Origin of the sequence: Plantactinospora endophytica (assembly GCF_016862915.1) — a bacterium.
Taxonomy (GTDB): Bacteria; Actinomycetota; Actinomycetes; order Mycobacteriales; family Micromonosporaceae; genus Plantactinospora; species Plantactinospora endophytica.
The window spans coordinates 43,199-61,132 of sequence record NZ_BONW01000010.1; the positions used below are offsets into that span (position 1 = coordinate 43,199).

Annotated in this window: 13 protein-coding genes; 9 read left to right on the forward strand and 4 right to left on the reverse strand. The window is 71.7% G+C overall.

From position 1 onward, the window contains the following. Window positions 1–44: 44 nt before the first annotated feature. Genes kdpB through Pen02_RS11365 form a run of 4 tightly spaced genes read left to right on the forward strand, consistent with a single transcriptional unit; the run spans window position 45 to window position 6,414 of the window. Complete coding sequence (gene kdpB / locus Pen02_RS11350) at window positions 45–2,249, forward strand: potassium-transporting ATPase subunit KdpB (protein ID WP_203865935.1); 2,205 nt, start codon at window positions 45–47, stop codon at window positions 2,247–2,249. Continuing rightward, window positions 2,249–3,154: a potassium-transporting ATPase subunit C gene (locus tag Pen02_RS11355; RefSeq protein ID WP_203865936.1), complete on the forward strand. Its 906-nt coding sequence runs from the start codon at window positions 2,249–2,251 to the stop codon at window positions 3,152–3,154. The genes kdpB and Pen02_RS11355 overlap by 1 nt, the downstream gene beginning before the upstream one ends. A gap of 42 nt (window positions 3,155–3,196) precedes the next feature. Then, window positions 3,197–5,737 carry a sensor histidine kinase gene (locus tag Pen02_RS11360; protein ID WP_203865937.1) on the forward strand — a complete coding sequence of 847 codons (2,541 nt, stop codon included), beginning with the start codon at window positions 3,197–3,199 and terminating at the stop codon, window positions 5,735–5,737. Then, on the forward strand, window positions 5,734–6,414 hold the full coding sequence (locus Pen02_RS11365; protein ID WP_203865938.1) for a response regulator: 681 nt from the start codon (window positions 5,734–5,736) through the stop codon (window positions 6,412–6,414). The genes Pen02_RS11360 and Pen02_RS11365 overlap by 4 nt, the downstream gene beginning before the upstream one ends. 165 nt (window positions 6,415–6,579) lie before the next feature. On the opposite strand, the gene Pen02_RS11370 is transcribed toward Pen02_RS11365, so the two are convergent. Then, window positions 6,580–7,137, reverse strand: coding sequence for a GNAT family N-acetyltransferase (locus Pen02_RS11370; protein ID WP_239140479.1), 558 nt, complete (start codon window positions 7,135–7,137; stop codon window positions 6,580–6,582). Continuing rightward, entirely contained in the window at window positions 7,134–8,555 is a 1,422-nt protein-coding gene (locus Pen02_RS11375; protein WP_203865939.1) for an NsdA family TPR-like regulatory protein, read from the reverse strand. The genes Pen02_RS11370 and Pen02_RS11375 overlap by 4 nt, the downstream gene beginning before the upstream one ends. 323 nt (window positions 8,556–8,878) lie before the next feature. Between Pen02_RS11375 and Pen02_RS41725 the strand changes: the two genes are divergently transcribed. Next, window positions 8,879–9,268, forward strand: a complete 390-nt coding sequence (locus tag Pen02_RS41725; protein ID WP_239140481.1) for a hypothetical protein — start codon at window positions 8,879–8,881, stop codon at window positions 9,266–9,268. Window positions 9,269–9,939: 671 nt separating this feature from the next. On the opposite strand, the gene Pen02_RS11385 is transcribed toward Pen02_RS41725, so the two are convergent. Then, a complete protein-coding gene (locus tag Pen02_RS11385; RefSeq protein WP_203865940.1) occupies window positions 9,940–10,419 on the reverse strand; it encodes a hypothetical protein in 480 nt (159 codons plus the stop codon). A 253-nt stretch (window positions 10,420–10,672) separates the two neighbouring features. Next, window positions 10,673–11,734, reverse strand: coding sequence for an EamA family transporter (locus Pen02_RS11390; RefSeq protein WP_203865941.1), 1,062 nt, complete (start codon window positions 11,732–11,734; stop codon window positions 10,673–10,675). A gap of 72 nt (window positions 11,735–11,806) precedes the next feature. Here Pen02_RS11390 and Pen02_RS11395 point away from each other — a divergent pair, with 72 nt between their 5' ends. The 4 genes from Pen02_RS11395 to Pen02_RS11410 all read left to right on the forward strand — a co-directional run bounded on the left by Pen02_RS11395 (window position 11,807) and on the right by Pen02_RS11410 (window position 17,914). Then, complete coding sequence (locus Pen02_RS11395; RefSeq protein WP_203865942.1) at window positions 11,807–12,757, forward strand: LysR family transcriptional regulator; 951 nt, start codon at window positions 11,807–11,809, stop codon at window positions 12,755–12,757. A gap of 39 nt (window positions 12,758–12,796) precedes the next feature. Further along, window positions 12,797–13,099, forward strand: coding sequence for a DUF1905 domain-containing protein (locus tag Pen02_RS11400; protein WP_203866007.1), 303 nt, complete (start codon window positions 12,797–12,799; stop codon window positions 13,097–13,099). Between the two features lie 194 nt (window positions 13,100–13,293). Further along, window positions 13,294–13,878, forward strand: a complete 585-nt coding sequence (locus tag Pen02_RS11405) for a hypothetical protein (RefSeq protein ID WP_203865943.1) — start codon at window positions 13,294–13,296, stop codon at window positions 13,876–13,878. Continuing rightward, window positions 13,871–17,914 (forward strand): hypothetical protein, encoded by a 4,044-nt coding sequence (locus tag Pen02_RS11410; protein ID WP_203865944.1) that lies wholly within the window; start codon window positions 13,871–13,873, stop codon window positions 17,912–17,914. Before Pen02_RS11405 ends, Pen02_RS11410 begins: the two co-directional genes overlap by 8 nt. The last annotated feature ends 20 nt before the right edge of the window (window positions 17,915–17,934 follow it).

The window sequence follows — 17,934 nt, forward strand, 5'->3', positions numbered from 1 at the left end:
ACGTCCCGATGAGAGTCCTGAACGACATGGTGAGGAAAGGGAAGATGACTGTCAGCCCGGTGGTGCCCGCCCCCTCTGGTGGGCTGCCGTCCTCCGGCCCCGCGAGCGGTGGCCGGGTCGGCGGTGGGCTGTTGGACCCCCGGCAGTTGCTCCGCTCGTTGCCGGATGCGGCCCGCAAGCTGAACCCGGCAACGCTCTGGCGCAACCCGGTGATGTTGATCGTGGAGGTCGGCGCGGTCTTCACCACCGCGCTGGCCATTGCCGACCCGACCGGCTTCGGCTGGGCGATCACCGTCTGGCTCTGGTTGACGGTGCTCTTCGCCAACCTGGCCGAGGCGGTCGCCGAGGGCCGGGGCAAGGCGCAGGCGGCGACGCTGCGGCAGGCCAAGCGGGACACCGTCGCCACCCGGCTGACCGGCTGGTCGCCCGGGACCAAACCGGGCGCGTACCGGGACGAGGCGGTCGCCGCCACCGAGTTGCGGCACGGCGACGTCGTACTGGTCGAGGCGGGGCAGATCATCCCCGGCGACGGTGACGTCGTCGAGGGGATCGCCAGCGTGGACGAGTCGGCGATCACCGGCGAGTCCGCCCCGGTGATCCGGGAGTCCGGCGGTGACCGCAGCGCCGTCACCGGGGGCACGAAGGTGCTCTCCGACCGGATCGTCGTACGCATCACCCAGCAGCCGGGGCAGAGCTTCATCGACCGGATGATCGGCCTGGTGGAGGGCGCGAACCGGCAGAAGACCCCGAACGAGATCGCGCTGAACATCCTGCTCGCGGCGCTGACGGTGATCTTCCTGATGGCGGTGGTGACGCTCCAGCCGTTGGCGATCTTCTCCAAGGGTTTCCAGGGCGCGGCGCCGGACACCGCGGCGATCAACGCGGACGGGGTCACCGGAATCGTGCTGGTCTCCCTGCTCGTCTGCCTGATCCCGACCACCATCGGCGCGCTGCTCTCGGCGATCGGCATCGCCGGGATGGACCGACTGGTTCAGCGGAACGTGCTGGCGATGAGTGGCCGGGCGGTCGAGGCTGCCGGTGACGTCAACACGCTGCTGCTGGACAAGACCGGCACCATCACCCTCGGCAACCGGCAGGCGGCGGAGTTCGTCCCGGTCGAGGGGGTCACCGCCGAGCAGGTCGCGGACGCGGCCCAACTCGCCAGCCTGGCCGACGAGACCCCGGAGGGGCGCTCGGTGGTGGTGCTGGCGAAGAACGCGTACGGGCTGCGGGAGCGGGAGCCGGGGCTGATCCCGCACGCCACCTGGGTGGCGTTCACCGCGCAGACCCGGATGTCCGGCGTCGATCTCACCCCGGACGCAGGAGTCGACGGCGGGACCAGCGGTCCGGCCAGGCAGGTCCGCAAGGGCGCGGCGGCGGCCGTGATGAAGTGGGTACGCGACAACGGCGGACATCCGACCGAGCAGGTCGGGGAGATCGTCGACGGGATCAGCGGCGGTGGGGGTACGCCGCTGGTGGTGGCCGAGCACGTGGCCGGCGAACCGGCCCGTGCCCTCGGGGTGATCCACCTGAAGGACGTGGTCAAGTCCGGGATGCGCGAGCGCTTCGACGAGATGCGTCGGATGGGCATCCGGACCGTGATGATCACCGGTGACAACCCGCGTACCGCGAAGGCGATCGCGGACGAGGCCGGGGTCGACGACTTCCTCGCCGAGGCGACCCCGGAGGACAAGCTCGCGCTGATCAAGCGGGAGCAGGAGGGCGGCCGGCTGGTCGCGATGACCGGTGACGGCACCAACGACGCGCCCGCGCTGGCCCAGGCCGACGTCGGGGTGGCGATGAACACCGGCACCACGGCGGCCAAAGAGGCCGGCAACATGGTCGACCTCGACTCCGACCCGACGAAACTGATCGAGATCGTGGAGATCGGCAAGCAGTTGCTGATCACCCGGGGCGCGTTGACCACGTTCTCGATCGCCAACGACATCGCCAAGTACTTCGCGATCATCCCGGCCATGTTCGCCGGGATCTATCCCAGCCTGGACGCGCTGAACATCATGCGGCTGTCCAGTCCCGAATCGGCGATCCTCTCGGCGGTGGTGTTCAACGCGATCATCATCGTGGTGCTGATCCCGCTCGCCCTGCGCGGTGTCCGGTACCGCCCGAGCAGCGCCAGCAAGCTGCTGACCCGCAACCTGTGGGTCTACGGCCTCGGCGGCATCGTCGCGCCGTTCGTCGGCATCAAGATTCTCGACCTACTCCTCTCGCTCGTCCCAGGGATCTCGTGATGCGTCTACCCACCTGGCTCGCCCAACACCTGGCCGCGTTCCGGGCCGTGCTGGTCTTCACCGCACTGCTCGGGCTGGCCTACCCACTGGTCATGGTCGGCGTCGGGCAACTGCCCGGCCTGCATGACCGGGCCGAGGGCTCGCTGGTCCGCAGCGCCGACGGAAATGTCGTCGGCAGCAGCCTGATCGGCCAGTCCTTCACCGATGGTGACGGCAACCCCGTGCCGCGCTACTTCCAGAGCCGCCCGTCGGCGGCCGGCGACGGCTACGACCCGACCGCCACCGCCGCCAGCAACCTGGGGCCGGAGAGCGTCGAGGACACCCTGCCGGTGCCCGGCGCGGTCGACGCCGGGGGAAACCCGGACGAGGGTACCCAGAGCCTGCTCACCCAGGTCTGCGCCCGCAGCAAAACGGCCGGCGAACTCGACGGGGTGGACGGCCGGCGGCCGTTCTGCACCACCGACGGGGTCGGCGCGGTGCTGCGGGTCTTCCACCGCGACGGCCTGACCGGTCCGGTGACCCGGGCGGTCAGCGTCAACCAGCCCTGCCCGGCGACCCCGTTCGTCGGCACCTTCGGCGGGGTGCCGGTGGAGTGTGCCGTCCCCGGGCAGGACTACTCCGGCGGACTGGTCACCCCGGTCCGGGGCGACGCACCCGCCGAGCCGGCGGTACCCGCCGACGCGGTCACCGCCAGCGGCAGCGGCCTCGACCCGCACATCAGCCCGGCGTACGCGAAGATCCAGGTGACCCGGGTCGCCCGGGAGCGGCACACCACCCCGGACCAGGTACGCCGGCTGGTCGAGGAGCACACCGCCGGACGGGATCTCGGCTTCCTCGGCGAGCCCCGGGTCAACGTGCTGGAACTCAACCTCGCCCTGGACCGCCAGTTCCCGGTCGGCGGCTGATCCGCACCGGGCGGCTCCGAGAGATAAGGCAGGATCGGCAGCGTGGCACGCGGGCAACTGCGCATCTACCTCGGGGCCGCCCCGGGCGTCGGCAAGACGTACGCGATGTTGGAGGAGGCGCACCGCCGGGCGGCGCGCGGTACGGACGTGGTCGTGGGTCTGGTCGAGACCCACGGCCGCCGGCACACCGCGGCCATGCTCGGCGACCTGCCGGCGATCCCCCGCCGGACGCTCCGCTACCGGGACAGCGACTTCACCGAGCTGGACGTCGACGCGGTGCTGGCCCGCCGGCCCGAGGTCGCGGTGGTGGACGAACTCGCCCACACCAACGTGCCCGGTTCACGCAACGGCAAGCGCTGGCAGGACATCCAGGAGCTGCTGGACGCCGGGATCGACGTGCTCTCGACGGTCAACGTCCAACACCTGGAGTCGCTCAACGACGTCGTGGAGCAGATCACCGGGGTCGCCCAGCGGGAGACCGTGCCCGACGGCGTCGTACGCGGCGCCGAGCAGGTCGAACTGGTCGACATGACGCCGGAGGCACTGCGTCGACGGATGGCGCACGGCAACATCTACCATCCGGACAAGGTCGACGCGGCGCTGGCCAACTACTTCCGGATCGGCAACCTCACCGCGCTGCGCGAACTGGCGCTGCTCTGGCTCGCCGACAAGGTCGAGGACCAGCTCGACCGGTACCGGGCCGACCAGGGCATCTCGGCCCCGTGGGAGACCAGGGAACGAGTGGTGGTCGGGCTCACCGGCGGGCCGGAGGGGGACACGCTGATCCGCCGGGCGGCCCGGATCGCCGCCCGGGGCAGGGGCGCCGAGCTGATGGCGATCCACGTGGCCCGCAGCGACGGGCTGCTCGGCGCCGACCCGGGCACCCTGGACCGGCAGCGGTCCCTGGTGGAGCGGCTGGGCGGCAGCTACCACCAGGCGATCGGCGCCGACATCCCGACCGCGCTGCTCGACTTCGCCCGAGGGGTCAACGCGACCCAGATCGTGCTCGGGGCCAGCCGCCGGGGCCGGTTCGCCCAGATCCTCTCCCGGGGCGTCGGCGCCACCACCACCGCGTTCTCCGGGCCGATCGACGTGCACCTGGTCACCCACGAGCGGGCCGGACGGGGCCGGCTGACGGCGCCGCCGGCCGCGCTGTCCCGGCGGCGCCGGCTGAGTGGGCTCGGACTGACCGTGCTCGGCATCCCGCTGCTGACGTACCTGCTCTGGCTGCTCGCCGACGAGCTGTCGCTCACCAGCGACCTGCTGCTCTTCCTCGCCGCCGTGGTCGGGATCGCCCTGGTCGGCGGCTGGTGGCCGGCGCTGCTCGCCGCCGTACTCAGCTCGCTGCTGATCAACTTCTTCTTCACCCCGCCGATCCGGCGGTTCACCATCGCCGAGACCGAGAACCTGCTGGCGCTGGTGGTCTTCCTGCTGGTCGCCGCCGCCGTCAGCGGAGTGGTGGACCTGGCCGCCCGGCGTACCCGGGAGGCGGCTCGGGCCAGCGCCGAGGCCCAGTTGCTCGGCGCGGTCGCCGGCAGCGTCGTACGCGGTGCCCGGCCGTTGACGGCGCTGCTGGAACGGCTGCGGGAGACGTTCGGACTCGGCTCGGTGACCCTGCTGGAACTCCTGCCGGAGGCAGGGGAGCGGCCGGACCGGCAACGCGACCCGCGCGCCTGGCGGGTCGCCGCCAACGTCGGCGCGCAGCCGTGCCACACCCCGGCCGCCGGGGACGTCGAGGTAGGCGTCGACGAGGAACTGCGGCTGGTGCTGCGCGGCCGGGTACTGCCGGCGGCCGACCGGCGCATCGTCGAGGCGTTCGCCGCGCAGGCCGCCGTGGCGCTCCGGCAGGAACGGCTGGCCGAGGAGGCGGCTGCCGCCAGGCCGATCGCCGAGGCGGACCGGCTGCGTACCGCGCTGCTGGCGGCGGTCAGCCACGACCTGCGTACCCCGCTCGCGTCGGCGAAGGCGGCGGTGACCAGCCTGCGCAGCGCCGACGTCGAGTTCGACGACACCGATCGGGACGAGTTGCTGGCCACTGCCGAGGAGTCGCTGGACCGGCTCACCCGACTGGTGGCGAACCTGCTGGACATGAGCCGGCTCCAGGCCGGGGCGCTGGGGCTGCGGCCGGCCCTGCTCGGGTTGGAGGACGTGGTGCCGTCGGCCCTGGACGAGCTGGGCGAGCCGGCCCGGCAGGTCCGGGTCAGCCTGCCCGCGCACCTGCCGGCGGTCCGTTCCGACCCCGGCCTGCTGGAACGGGTCCTGGTCAACCTGGTCGCCAACGCGCTCCGGTTCAGCCCGCCGGACCGACCGCCGGCGATCACCGCCAGCGAACACGGCGGGTTCGTGGAGCTGCGGGTGGTGGACCAGGGCCCGGGACTGCCGCGTGACCAGTGGGAGCGGGCCTTCCTGCCGTTCCAGCGGCAGGGCGACCGGGGCAACCACGCCGGCATCGGGCTCGGGTTGGCGCTGTCCCGTGGGCTGGCCGAGGCGATGGGTGGCAACCTGGAACCGGAGGAGACTCCGGGCGGCGGGCTGACCATGGTGCTGCGGCTGCCCGTGGCGGACGAGGAGGATGCCGGGTGACCCGGGTACTGGTGGTCGACGACGAACCGCAGATCCTCCGCGCCCTGCGGATCAACCTGAAGGCCCGACGGTACGACGTCGAGGTGGCCGGGGACGGCGCTGCCGCCCTGCGGCTGGCGGCCAGCCACCGCCCCGACATCGTGGTGCTCGACCTCGGCCTGCCGGACATGGACGGGGTGCAGGTGATCCGGGGGCTGCGCGGCTGGACCAACGTGCCGATCATCGTGCTGTCCGGCCGGGCCGGCAGCCAGGACAAGGTGGCGGCGCTGGACGCCGGAGCCGACGACTACGTCACCAAGCCGTTCGGGGTGGACGAGCTGCTGGCCCGGGTACGCGCGGTGACCCGGCGGGCCGCCGGGGCGGGGGAGGAGGTGCCGGCGGTGGAGATCGGCCGGCACACCGTGGACCTCGGCGCGCACGCGGTGCGTACCGGCGACGGTGCCGAGGTGCGGCTCACCCCGACCGAATGGCACCTGCTGGAGATCCTGGTACGCCACCCGGGCCGGCTGGTCAGCCAGCGTCAACTGCTGCACGACGTGTGGGGACCGCAGTACCAGTCGGAGACGAACTACCTGCGGCAGTACATGGCCCAGTTGCGCCGGAAACTGGAGGACGATCCGGCTCGCCCTCGGCACCTGCTCACCGAGCCGGGCATGGGCTACCGCTTCCAGCCGTGACGCCCACCGGGGCGGTTGCCGCCGGTGACGATTGCCAGTGGCCGCTCCGGCGAGGTCTGCCAGGCACCGGCAGGTACATCGGCGTCGGGCGGTGTCCAGGCGAAGTCTGCCTCGCGGACTGTCGAGCTGCCCCGCCTGTGCACCCACCAGTCGGTGAGTTGGCGCTTATCGAATGCTGGCATGCAGATCGTCCGGGCCGCTCTCCATACCCCAACTGATCAGCGACTTGGCGTAGGCCCGGTTGATGTCGGGATCCCGATCGGCGACGTACGGGGCGGTGGGGTGGTACCCAAGGGAACGGAAGAGCTGGACAGCGGACTTGTTGCGCACGCCCGTCTCCAGGATGGCCTGACGTGCCCCGCGCTGAAACCCGTGCTGTTCGAGCGACGTCAGGATGATCCGCCCGATGCCGAGTCCGCGCGCGTCCGAAAGTGTGTAGAGCTTCTTGATTTCGATGACGCCGGTCGGCTGCTCACACCAGCGATAACCCCCACAGCCGGCGGGGGTGCCTTGGTGGTAGGCGACGACGAAGATGCCCCGGGGATGGGTGTACTCGATCGGATCCGCCTCGATTGGATCCGCGAATCCGTAGCGATCGACTTGCTCCTGGTAAAAGGCCATCAACAGTCGAACCGTGTCCGGATGGTCGTAGGTGTGCTCAACCACCTCGATGTCGTCGATCTTCTGAATCGGCGGCTGCGGTCGATGAGACCTCATCGTCATGCACGTGATAATGCCTCATCGAGCTGCGGAAGGAACTCGGCGACGAGGCGGGATCGTGTTCGGCGGGCCAGGGCGGGGCGTAGGGAGCGTAGGTACGTACGGCCACGCGGCGACTGGACCCGAGCGAGCAGTCCGACAGCGGTCCGCATCGCATCGACCGCTGCGGGGAGGTCTCTGTTCAGCAGGTAGGCCCGCGCGAGGAAGGTCGTGTGCAGCAGCGCCGAGCGCGGATAGGCGGTTACCGGTGCCGCCGTCCCTGCTGCTGCGAGCGAGCCGACCGCGCCGCTGAGCGTGTCAATCGCCTCACCAAGTAGGCGTTTCCTGTTGGATGTGGCTTGCTCCGCGAGAGCGACGAGCCCTTGGCCGGCTTCCGCCGCGAGTTGCTCGGGGGCGAGGTAATAGAGGAAGGCGGGGGCGTCGGATCGCTGACGTTCGACCAGCAACCGCATCGCCTCTTCGGAACTGCGCCGAAAACGGGCCAGGTCGCCGTCCGCTGCGGCAGCGGTGGCTTCGCGGCCGAGTAGGCGAGCGTGCAGGATCCGGTCGCCTCTGCCGGACTCGCGTTCGGCGGCCTCGGCGAGTAGGAGCGCCTGACTGCCGTGGTCGGCGAAGGTGGACACGTAACTGAGCATGCCGATGGCGTTGGCGGCACGGTCAGCCGCCTGAACGGCGCGGCAGACGCCGATGCTGAGCAGAAGATAGCGCTCGGCGGGGCCGTAACGCCCGGAATCGAACTGGAGCCAGCCGAGTAACTGTGCGAGGTCGGCGACGATGGTAAGCAGTCGGCGGCCGATCTTCGGTTCGTAGTTGGCGTATTGAAAGAGGTCGAGCACGCTCCGGAACTCTGCGGTGACGTACCGCAAGCTCAGGGCTCCGCCGCCATGCCGGTCATCGAGGCGCCGCAGTGCGGTGACGTGCGTGGAGATGAGTTCAACCTGTTCGGGCAGGACGCGCTCACGGCCCAATTGGTCGCGGGAGGTGAAGGCCACGTTGCGGAGCTGGTCGAGCACTGCCATCGTCAGATCCGGGCCGGAGGAGCCGACGAACCGCGTCTGAGATGTCGTGGCGGTGGCGCTGAGGTCGTTGAGGTGGCCGACCAGATCGTCAAGACAGGAGATGCTGTCGAGGCTGTCGGCCGCACCGCGAACTGCATCACCGGCGCCTTCCCGTCCTGGCCAGAGCTGGGTGGCCGACACGGCGAAGCCGAGCTGTTCGGACAGCACGGCCGCCGCCAGGTCGGGGATTGGCGGACGGGGCCGGAAGCCTCGCCGCACCCAGGGGTACGCCGCTGTCGGGTCGAGCCGGTACTTGTCGCGGCCCTGAAGCGACAGACGGCTATTGATCGCGGCCACCAGTTGGCGTGGTCCCCACTCGGCGAGCCGCAGGGCGTCCGCGAGGGATATCGGCGTCTGGACCATTGGCACCTCCCGCTGTCGCCTCCCAACCGCACCGTAGCCGTCCCCTCTCGCCGCGCCTACCTGGAATAACGGTGGACGGCCAAGTTCACGGAATTCACGCAATGGTCACCGATGTTCCCACTGTTCACGACATCGTTGCCGGTCGACCAACTGCGGCCGCTGATGTACTTAGCCGTGAGCAGGCATCGAACGACGGCGCATTCGTCCGAACTCGCCGGCGCAACGATGTGCACCTCGGCGCTGACCAGCCGGCGGGTCACAGGGGTGGCAGGTCGAATGGTGTTCGACAACCGCTGGGGCTGCGTCCGCCAAAAGGAGTAGGGATGAGTGACCACGAACCAACCGTCCCCGGATGGGCATGTGACACATGCGGGGCCGACTGGCCGTGCGTGACCCGGCGCAAGGAGCTGAGCGCCGAGTTTGCCGGTGCCTACACGGCAAAGGTGCTCTATCTCGCGTGTCTGCTGATGGAGGCAGCCGAGGATCTACCCCACGTGCCTGCCGGGTGGCTGCACAACCGGTTTGTCGGCTGGACGAACGATGTTGGCGACCCTCCGCCATTCACCTCGGTACAGATCCTGGTCGAGAGCTACAGGCTGGCCAACGAGCACAGTCCCGACGCTGAGGGTAGGTGTCCTGTCTGCGGTGACCTGGCGGACTGCTGGGTACGCATCAATCCCGACGGACCGGGCTTCCTGATTCCGGTGCCCTGATGCGCGAGCCACCCCGACCCGGCGACCTGGTGCGAGTGGACGGGGCGGCGAGTGTGCAATTCGCCGGCCCACGCGCCCTGTGGATCCGAGTGACCAACGTCAGTCAGAAGCCCACCTACCACGGATGGTGTTGGTTGACCGGGTACGTGCTCGACCGAACCGGCGAAGCGATCGTGAGACGCGAGATCTTCGTACAACTCGCGGGGCTACGCCCGGCGCCTGGGCCGAGCGGTCCGCTATCCCGGTCAGGCTATGCAGCGGCAGGCGGGGTGCCAGTCTGGACCAGACCATCGGAGTGGTCAGCGCGGCCACCCTGGCGTAGCCGGGCCGAGGGTCCGTGATGGAAGCCGATCAGCTCAAGCCGCCGTCCGCAGCAGCTCGTACTGCCGCGTCGTGCGCGCCCTGATCCTCGGATGCAGCGCCAGGGCATCACCGCAGCCAAACAGTGCGGCGTTACTCCGGCTGCAAACCCGCCCTCACACGAGCTGGTGGAGCAGTTGCGCGAGCGTGCCACCGCTGGCGAGCGGGAAGCCCGCACTTGCCCGGGAGTCCGGCGTCAGCCGCGAGACGGTCTACAACTACCTGCGCCCGGCGGTCGCCACCGGCCGGCCTCGGGCGCCATCCGATGTCGAGGCTTGCTGTCGGTGGTGCCCTCCTGGCGTTGACCTCTGCTAGTCGCAGAACCGCCACTGGGTGCTGGTGGTGCCGTAGATTCCTCCGCCGTAGATGGCTTCGATGGATCCCGTCCACCTGATGCAGGTGTTGGCGGCATCGCCGCTGACCGCCGCGTAGTGGGCGTAGTTTCCTTCGTCCCGAAGGGTGCTCATGCCCTGACGCTCAAGCACGGCCTCCGTGTAACTGGCGACGCCGTCTGCCCGGCCAACCCTGAGGGTGACCACGCAGTTTTCCTGGTAGCTGTTGCTCCACAGCACGTAGACCTCGCCCAGCGGCATGTTGTTTCCGTCGTCCCAAAGATCTGACCTGATGAGCTGCGTGTAGGCACCGTTCGACCAACCGCAGCCCTGCGCCGAAACGACGGCTTCGCGCAGGGTGTGGGCCGAGGCGGGCGAGGCCACCAACGTGATCGAGCCGAGAACAAGGGCCAGGGTCAGACTGAGACGCGCGAGTAGGCGCCGGTAGGTCCGAGACATCGCAGATCCTCTCTGGTACCGCTACATCCACTCCGGCAGGAACCATCCCGGTACGCGGGGCGCTCGTCCGGCCGAGCCGCCCTGAAGGACGGAGATCGCCGGATGGACGTGGGTCGAATCCCCCGCCGACCTGATTCCAGTATGCGTGCGCCACGCGTACCTGGTCCTTGACGGAGCACCCTTCGGTTTCGTGACACAGATGTCTGCCGAGCCCGCTGCCAGTGGTCGCCGACGGCCGGGCAGGCGACGACGATCAGCTCCCTGTTCCGCGTTCGCCGTCCGAGCGACCCGTCTGTGGGCGCCAGGGCGCCTGCTTCGGCGAGCGCGGTGGCCCCACGACGTCGGTGAGCATGCCGGCGGGAACTGCCGCGTTCAGATCTGTGTCTGCGGGCTGGGGTAGAGCCAGTGGCGTTGACGCCGGTCGGGCTGGAGCTCCGCCGGCTGAGGTGTCGGCGCCTCGCGGCGCCGGAGTACGCACCACCAAGGCCAGCCCGACCAGTACGACGGCACCGGCCACGATCTCCGTCCACGTGATCGGCTCGTCGAGCAGCAGCGCGGCGGCGGCCAGCCCGAAGATCGGCACCAGCAGGCTGAACGGGGCGACCCGGGCCACCGAGTACGTGCCGATCAGCCGGTTCCAGATGCCCCAGCCGACCAGCGTCGACAGGTACCCGACGTAGCCGACCGCCAGCACCGCGCTCCAGGACATCCCGGTGATCGCGTCGAAGACGACCCGTGGCCCGTCCACCACCCCGGCCAGCCCGAGCAGCGGCAGCGGCGGTACCAGGCTGGACCAGACCAGCAGCGACAGTGGCCGGGTCTCGCCGCTGGCCCGGACCACCACGTTCGCCAGCGCCCAGCTCACGGCGGCGACCAGGGTGAGCGCGAAGCCGATCGCGGTGGCGTGCCCGCCCACACCGACCGCCAGCAGGGCGATCCCGGCCGACCCGACGAGTACCCCGGCGAGCTGCGTACCGCCGGGGCGCTCGCCGAGGAAGGCCGTGGCCAGCATCACCGAGACCAGCGCCTGGGTCTGCAACACCAGCGAGGCGAGTCCGGGCGGCATCCCGGCGTCGATGGCGACGAACAGGATGCCGAACTTGCAGACGCCGAGGATGATCCCGTAGCCGAGTACGTAGCGGAACCGGGCGGTCGGGCGGGGTACCAGGAAGACCAGCGGCAATGCGGCGGCGACGAACCGCAGCGCGGTCAGCACCAGCGGCGGCAGGTCGCGGAGGCCGACCTCGATGACGACGAAGTTGATCCCCCAGAGGGCGGCGACCAGTACCGCCTGCATGCGGTGCGGAAATCTCATGCCGACCACGCTGCCGGCCAGCACGGTTAAGGTCCAGTTCAGGATTCTTAACCAGCGTTGTAGCGTGGCTACATGGATCTGGACGTCCGGCGGCTGCGGGTACTGCACGAGGTGGCGTTGCGCGGCGGGGTGACCGCTGCCGCCGCAGCGTTGCACGTCACCCCGTCGGCGGTCTCCCAGCAGCTCGCCCAGCTCGCCCGGGAGGCCGGCTATCCACTGGTCGAGCGCTCCGGCCGGGGCGTGGTGCTGACGTCGGCCGGGCAGGTGCTCGCGGTGCACGCCGAGCGGATCCTCGGCGCCGTCGAGCAGGCGGTCACCGGGCTGGCCGTCGCGCACCGGCGGGTCGCCGGGACCGTCCGGGTCGGCTCGTTCCCGTCCGCCGCCGGAGCCCTGGTCGCGCCGGCCGCCGCCCGGGCGATGGCCGCGCACCCCGACCTCGACGTACGGGTGAGCGAGGCCGAGGACGAGCAGAGCCGGCTGGACCTGCGCTCGGCCGTACTCGACATCGCGGTCCTCCAGGAGTACGACCACGTGCCCGGGATCGCCACCGCCGAACTGGACCGGCACCCGATCGCCACCGACCCGATGCACCTGATCACCCCGTCCGGCTGGGGTCGGCACACCGGGCGGCTCGGCGACCTCGCCGACGTGCCCTGGGTGGCCAGTGCCGCGTACACCCCGTGCGGCCGGTCCACCCTGCACGCCTGCCACCTGGCCGGTTTCGAGCCCGACATCCGGCATCGGGCGATCGACTTCGCGCTCACCCTGGACCTGGTGGCGGCCGGGCTCGGCGCCGCACTCGTACCCGGGATGGCGCTGCGGAACGTGCCGGCCGGGGTACACGTCGAGCCGCTGGTCCGGCCGGTCACCGGTCGCCGGATCTTCGCGGTGACCCGTCCGCGCGGCGACGGCCCCGTCCATCCGGCCATCGCCGCCGTCCTCGACGCGCTGGCCCAGGTACGCCCACCCGCCGGCACCCAGACCACCCGGCTCGCGGCCGGCGTGGCGGCGGCGATGCGGTAGCCGGCCGATCTGTCGGTGCCGGATGTGATGATGGCCGGCGTGATCGTCGTCTTCGAGGCCGAGCTGTGGATCTGGGAAGCCCGTCGCGACGAGAGTTGGACGTTCGTGAGCCTGCCGGTCGACGCGTCCGAGGAGATCCGCGAGCTGACCGCCGGCCGGCGCCGGGGCTTCGGCTCGCTCCGCGTGCGGGTCACCCTGCGCGGCAGCGGGTGGTCGACCTCCATCTTCCCGGACAGCGCGCGCGGCTGCTTCGTGCTGCCGGTCAAGCGCGCCGTCCGCCGGGCCGAAGGGCTCGACGTCGGTGACGTCGCCACCGTCACCGTCGAACTCCTCGACCTCTGACAGTGAAGATGTAGGAGCGGGTCACCCGAGGGTCTGACCCGACCTCTGACGGTCGGCTGGACACGACCGGCGGATGCGGCCGGCTGTGGGCGACCGGCGGACACGGCCGGTTGAGGGCGACTGGCGGATAGCGGACAGTCTGCTGCCGAAACGGCCGGCTGGCCGCACGGGCATGGATGCCTATCATCGGGTCCATGCCGCCGGTCGCGATGGTCGCCGTGGAACAGGCTCCCACGGTCACCGACTGGATGGAGGGCGTCGGCGCCCTGGTCACCGCGCTCTTCGCACTCACCGCGATCGCCGTCTCGGTGGCACTCGGCCGGCAGGACCGTCGCCGCGCCCAGCAGCAACTGCACGAGGAACAGCGGCGGCACGAACAGGTGCTGCAACACGAGCGGCAGCGCTTCGCGGACGAGCGGGAGGCGGCCGAGGCGCGGCTGCGGACCGAGCACCAGCGGCTGGCCGAAGAGACCCGACGGCAGTTCCACCTCCAGACCCTGCAACGGGTCGTCGACGCGTACGCCCAGCTCGGCACCGCCCCCGTCGACGGCCATCCGGCGCTCGGCCGGCTCCAGGTGGATCTGCGGGCTCTGCCGGACGACGCGGTGAGCCTGCTGCGCTTCCAGTACGGCATCGCCGACAACTCCGCCGCGCGTAGCAAGCGGGCCGGTATTGCGCAGGCCCGGTCCGCCGAGATCCGCCGTCCCGTACCGGCCGACTGGATCTTCGCGGAGCTGGCCGACGACGCGCTGCGGCTGCTGCACGGGACCGGTGCCTGAGGTGGGCGCCCCGGCACCACCCGGCCGGCGACTCCTGGCGGTGCTGGCCGGCCCGGTGCCCGCCCCGAGCCTCGCCGAGCTGGTCCAGGTGCTGACCGGCGACTTCGGATACCGGCACGAACTGCCGCACCTGGCCGGCGTCAGCGGCCCGGAGGCCGTACCGGAGCTGGAGCGTTGGCTCGCGGGCCCGGCGGCCGACGACGATGGCGTGCCGACGAACGCGCTGGTCTACTGGGCCGGCGTGCCGGCCCGGAACGTGCCGCTCGCCGACCTCGCCTCGGCGGTCTCGCGCGGCGGGCTGGCCAACTGCCTGCTGATCGTCGACGCCTGGCGCGAGCCGGGGGAGGACGGGCCGGCCGTCCCGACGGAGGCGGCGCGGCCACCGTCGAGGACCTGGACGGCGATGTTCGTCCGGTCGCCGGAGGAGGTCGCCCGGCATCCGCTGGCGCACGCCCTCGTCGCGGAGTTGCGGGACGTTCGGCACGGTTCGGTGACCCAGCCGGAACTCGACCTCCGGTCGCTGCTGGCCGGGGCGGGGCGCAGCATCGGCGAGACGCCGCAGGTCGTCGACGGGCTCGCGGTGCGGGCCGCGCTGCTGCCCAATCCACGCCACCGGCCCGACGTGCCGCCCGGGCTGGACATCGCCACCCAGCGCCGGCTGCTCAGCCGCGCGGACCTGGCCGGACACTGGGGACCCCGGGCCCGGGGAATCGAGACGGAGGCCGAGCGGGGCTGGCACTTCACCGGCCGTACCCGGGCGCTGCGCGAGCTGACCGGCTGGCTGGAGGCGGCGGATGCCGATCCGCGGATGCGGGTGGTGACCGGTGGCCCAGGCTCCGGCAAGTCCTCGGTACTGGCCCGGATCGTCACGTTCGCCGATCCGGAGTACCGGGCCGGCATTCCCGCCGCCGAGGTGCCGTCCGACGGGACCGTGCCGGCGGCGGGCAGCATCGACGTCGCGGTGCACGCCCGGGCCAGGTCGGTCCGCGACCTGGTCGCGGCGATCGGCGAAGCCCTGGGGGTACCCGCGGCGGAGCCGTCGATCTTCGTCAACGAACTCGTGGCCGGCCGGCCACGGGCGACCATCGTGGTGGACGCGCTCGACGAGGCGGAGGATCCCCGACAGGTGGCCCGGACACTGCTGGCGCCGTTGGCGGCGGCGCGGGTACCCGGGCTGCGGCTGCTCGTCGGGACCCGCCGCGAACTGCTGCCGGCGCTGGGGGCGGCGAAGCGGGTGCTGGACCTGGACGATCCCGGCTACATCGAGGTGGCCGACGTCGAGGAGTACACCTACAAGCTGCTCGTCGCGGACGAGGGGCCGTACCGGGCGCGGCCCCGGATCGCGCGGCAGGTGGCGACCGCCGTCGCCGTACGGGCGGTGCCGAACTTCCTGGTGGCGCGGATCGTGGCCCGCACCCTGGCAGAGTCGGACGAGTTGGTCGACGTACGGCGGCGCGACTGGCGGGTCCGCTTCCCCGACACCGTCGGCGACGCCCTCGACATGTACCTGGAACGCTTCGGTGCCGACGAGGAGCGGGTACGCGACCTGCTGACCCCGCTCGCCTACGCCTGGGGGGAGGGGCTGCCCTGGGAGGACGTCTGGGCGCGGTCGGCGTCCGCACTCTCCGGGCGCGTATACACGGACCATGACGTGGTGTGGCTGCTGGCCCGCGCCGGGGCGTACGTCGTGGAGACCGCCGAGGACGGCAGGTCCGTGTACCGCCTCTTCCACCAGGCGCTCGCCGACCACCTGCGCGCGGCGGGCCGGGCGGCGGCGGCACACGGGCACCTGGCCCGGTCGCTGGTCGCCGGGAGTCCCACCGTCGCCGGGTCGGGGCGTACCGACTGGGTGCGGGCGCATCCGTACGTCCGGCGGTACCTGGCCCAGCACGCCGCCCGCGCCGGGCTGCTCGACGAACTGGTGACCGACCCGCTGTTCCTGGTCGCGGCGGCGCCGGACGAACTCGTCGGCGTGCTGGACACGGTCCAAACGGACGCCGCCGCCCGGCCGGCCCGGATCTACGGCCAGGCCGCGCACCGGCTGAGCTGGGAGGGGTACGGCGGCAACGCGGCGATCCTCGAACTGCTCGCCCAGGCCGAGCGGGAGCCCGATCTGGCCAGCGCGTTCCGGCTGCTGAACCTGCGGCAGCCGTGGACGGTGCCGTGGGCGTGGTGGACCCCGAGTCACCGCTACCGGCTGGTGGGCCGGCACGACGGCGCGGTGCGGGCGCTGGCGCTGACCGAGATCGACGACCGGCCGACGGCGGTGACCGGCGGTGCCGACGGCACGGTCCGGCGCTGGGACTGCCTGGCCGGCACCCTGCTGGACGAGCCGCTGTCCGGCCATGCCGGGCCGGTGACGGCGGTGCTGGTGGTCGACGCCGACGGCGAACGGTTGATCGTCTCCGGCGACGCGACCGGGGTGATCCGGCGGTGGAGTCTGCTGGACGGCACCCCGGCCGGTCTGCCGGTCACCGCCCACACCGGTTCGGTCAACGCGCTGACCGTCGACGGCGACGGGACCGGCCTCCTCTCGGCGGGCGCGGACGGCACCGTGCGGCGGTGGCGGCTGCTCGACGGTGCTCCGGCCGGCGACGTGGTCGAGGTACCCGGTGGGCCGGTCACCGCCCTGACGGTGACGGGTGCCGGCGAGGACGCCGTGCTCGTGACGGCCGGTGTGGACGGTGCCGTCCGGCGCTGGCGGCTCTCCGACGGCACCCCGGCCGGGCCGGCGCTGCCCGGTCACCGGGGCGCGGTGACCTGCCTCGCCAGCGCGGGACTGCCGGCCGGTGACGTCGTGCTCTCGGGCGGTACCGACTGGAACGTGCGTAGCTGGGACCTGGCGGATGAGTCCTCCGTCGAGATGTCGGGTCGGCACGACGACGTCATCCTGGACATCTGCCTGGCGACCGTCCGGGGCACCCCGTGGCTCGCCACCGCCAGCTCCGACAACACCCTGTTGCTGGGGCGCTTCGACGACGAGGAGGGCGGCGGATTCCGGCTCTCGCACGACAGCGCCGTCACCGCCGTGGTGATCCTCGAACACCAGGACGCTCCGGCGGTGGTCACCGCGAGCGCCGACTCCACGGTCCGGTTCTGGACGGTGGACGACGGCGACGGCGGTGACGGCCTGGCGGACAACCCGTACGCGACCTCTACTGTGGACGTCGGGTTCCGGGACGGCCGTCCGCTGCTGGCCACCGGCCACAAGGACGGTGCGGTCAGGGTCTGGGACGCCGACACCGGGCTGCGGATCGGCGTCGACGGCGGCGTCGGGCACGGCGACTGGATCAACGAGCTGATGGTGGTGCCCACGCTGTCCGGCGGCGTCGTGCTCTCCGCCGGTGGCGACGGCACGGTACGCGAGTGGGCGCTCGCCGACGGGCGGCACCGGCGCGTCTGCCTGACCCGGGAGAACGGCACCTGGATCAACTCGGTGGCGACGTACCAGGACGGGGAGCGTACCGTCGCGGCGGCCGGCGACTACGACGGTCTGGTGCACCGCTGGGACGTCGAGACCGGCGAGCCGGTGGCCGCGCCGTTCCAGGCCAACGAGGGTTCGGTGGCAACCGTCGCCGCCATCGGCGGGGTGCTGCTCACGGCCGGCAACGACGGTGTGATCCGGCGCTGGGACCCGCGTACCGCCCAGCGCCTCACGCCACAGCTCACCGGCCACGCCTCCGCCGCGTGGTGCGTGGCGGTGGGTGTCCACCGTGGACGCCACATCGCGGTCTCCGGCGACGGCGACGGCGCGATCCGGGCCTGGGACGTGCGGGCCGGCACCGTTCTGGGGCACATCCCGGCCGCGCACGACGGCGTCGTGTACGGGCTGGCCTTCGGCACCCTGGCGGGGCGGCCCCGGATCGTCTCCGGCGGGGCGGACGGCATCCTCAAGGTGTGGCGCTTCCCGGACCGGCTCGACCTCGCGGTACGCCTCGGCAGCGGCATCATGAGCGTGGCCCTCGCCGGGCCGGACCAACTCGTCGCCGCCACCTGGCGCGGCACCGTCGCCTTCCGGCTGCTGCCCGGCGGCTAGGGCTGTCTCGTGGATCTCCA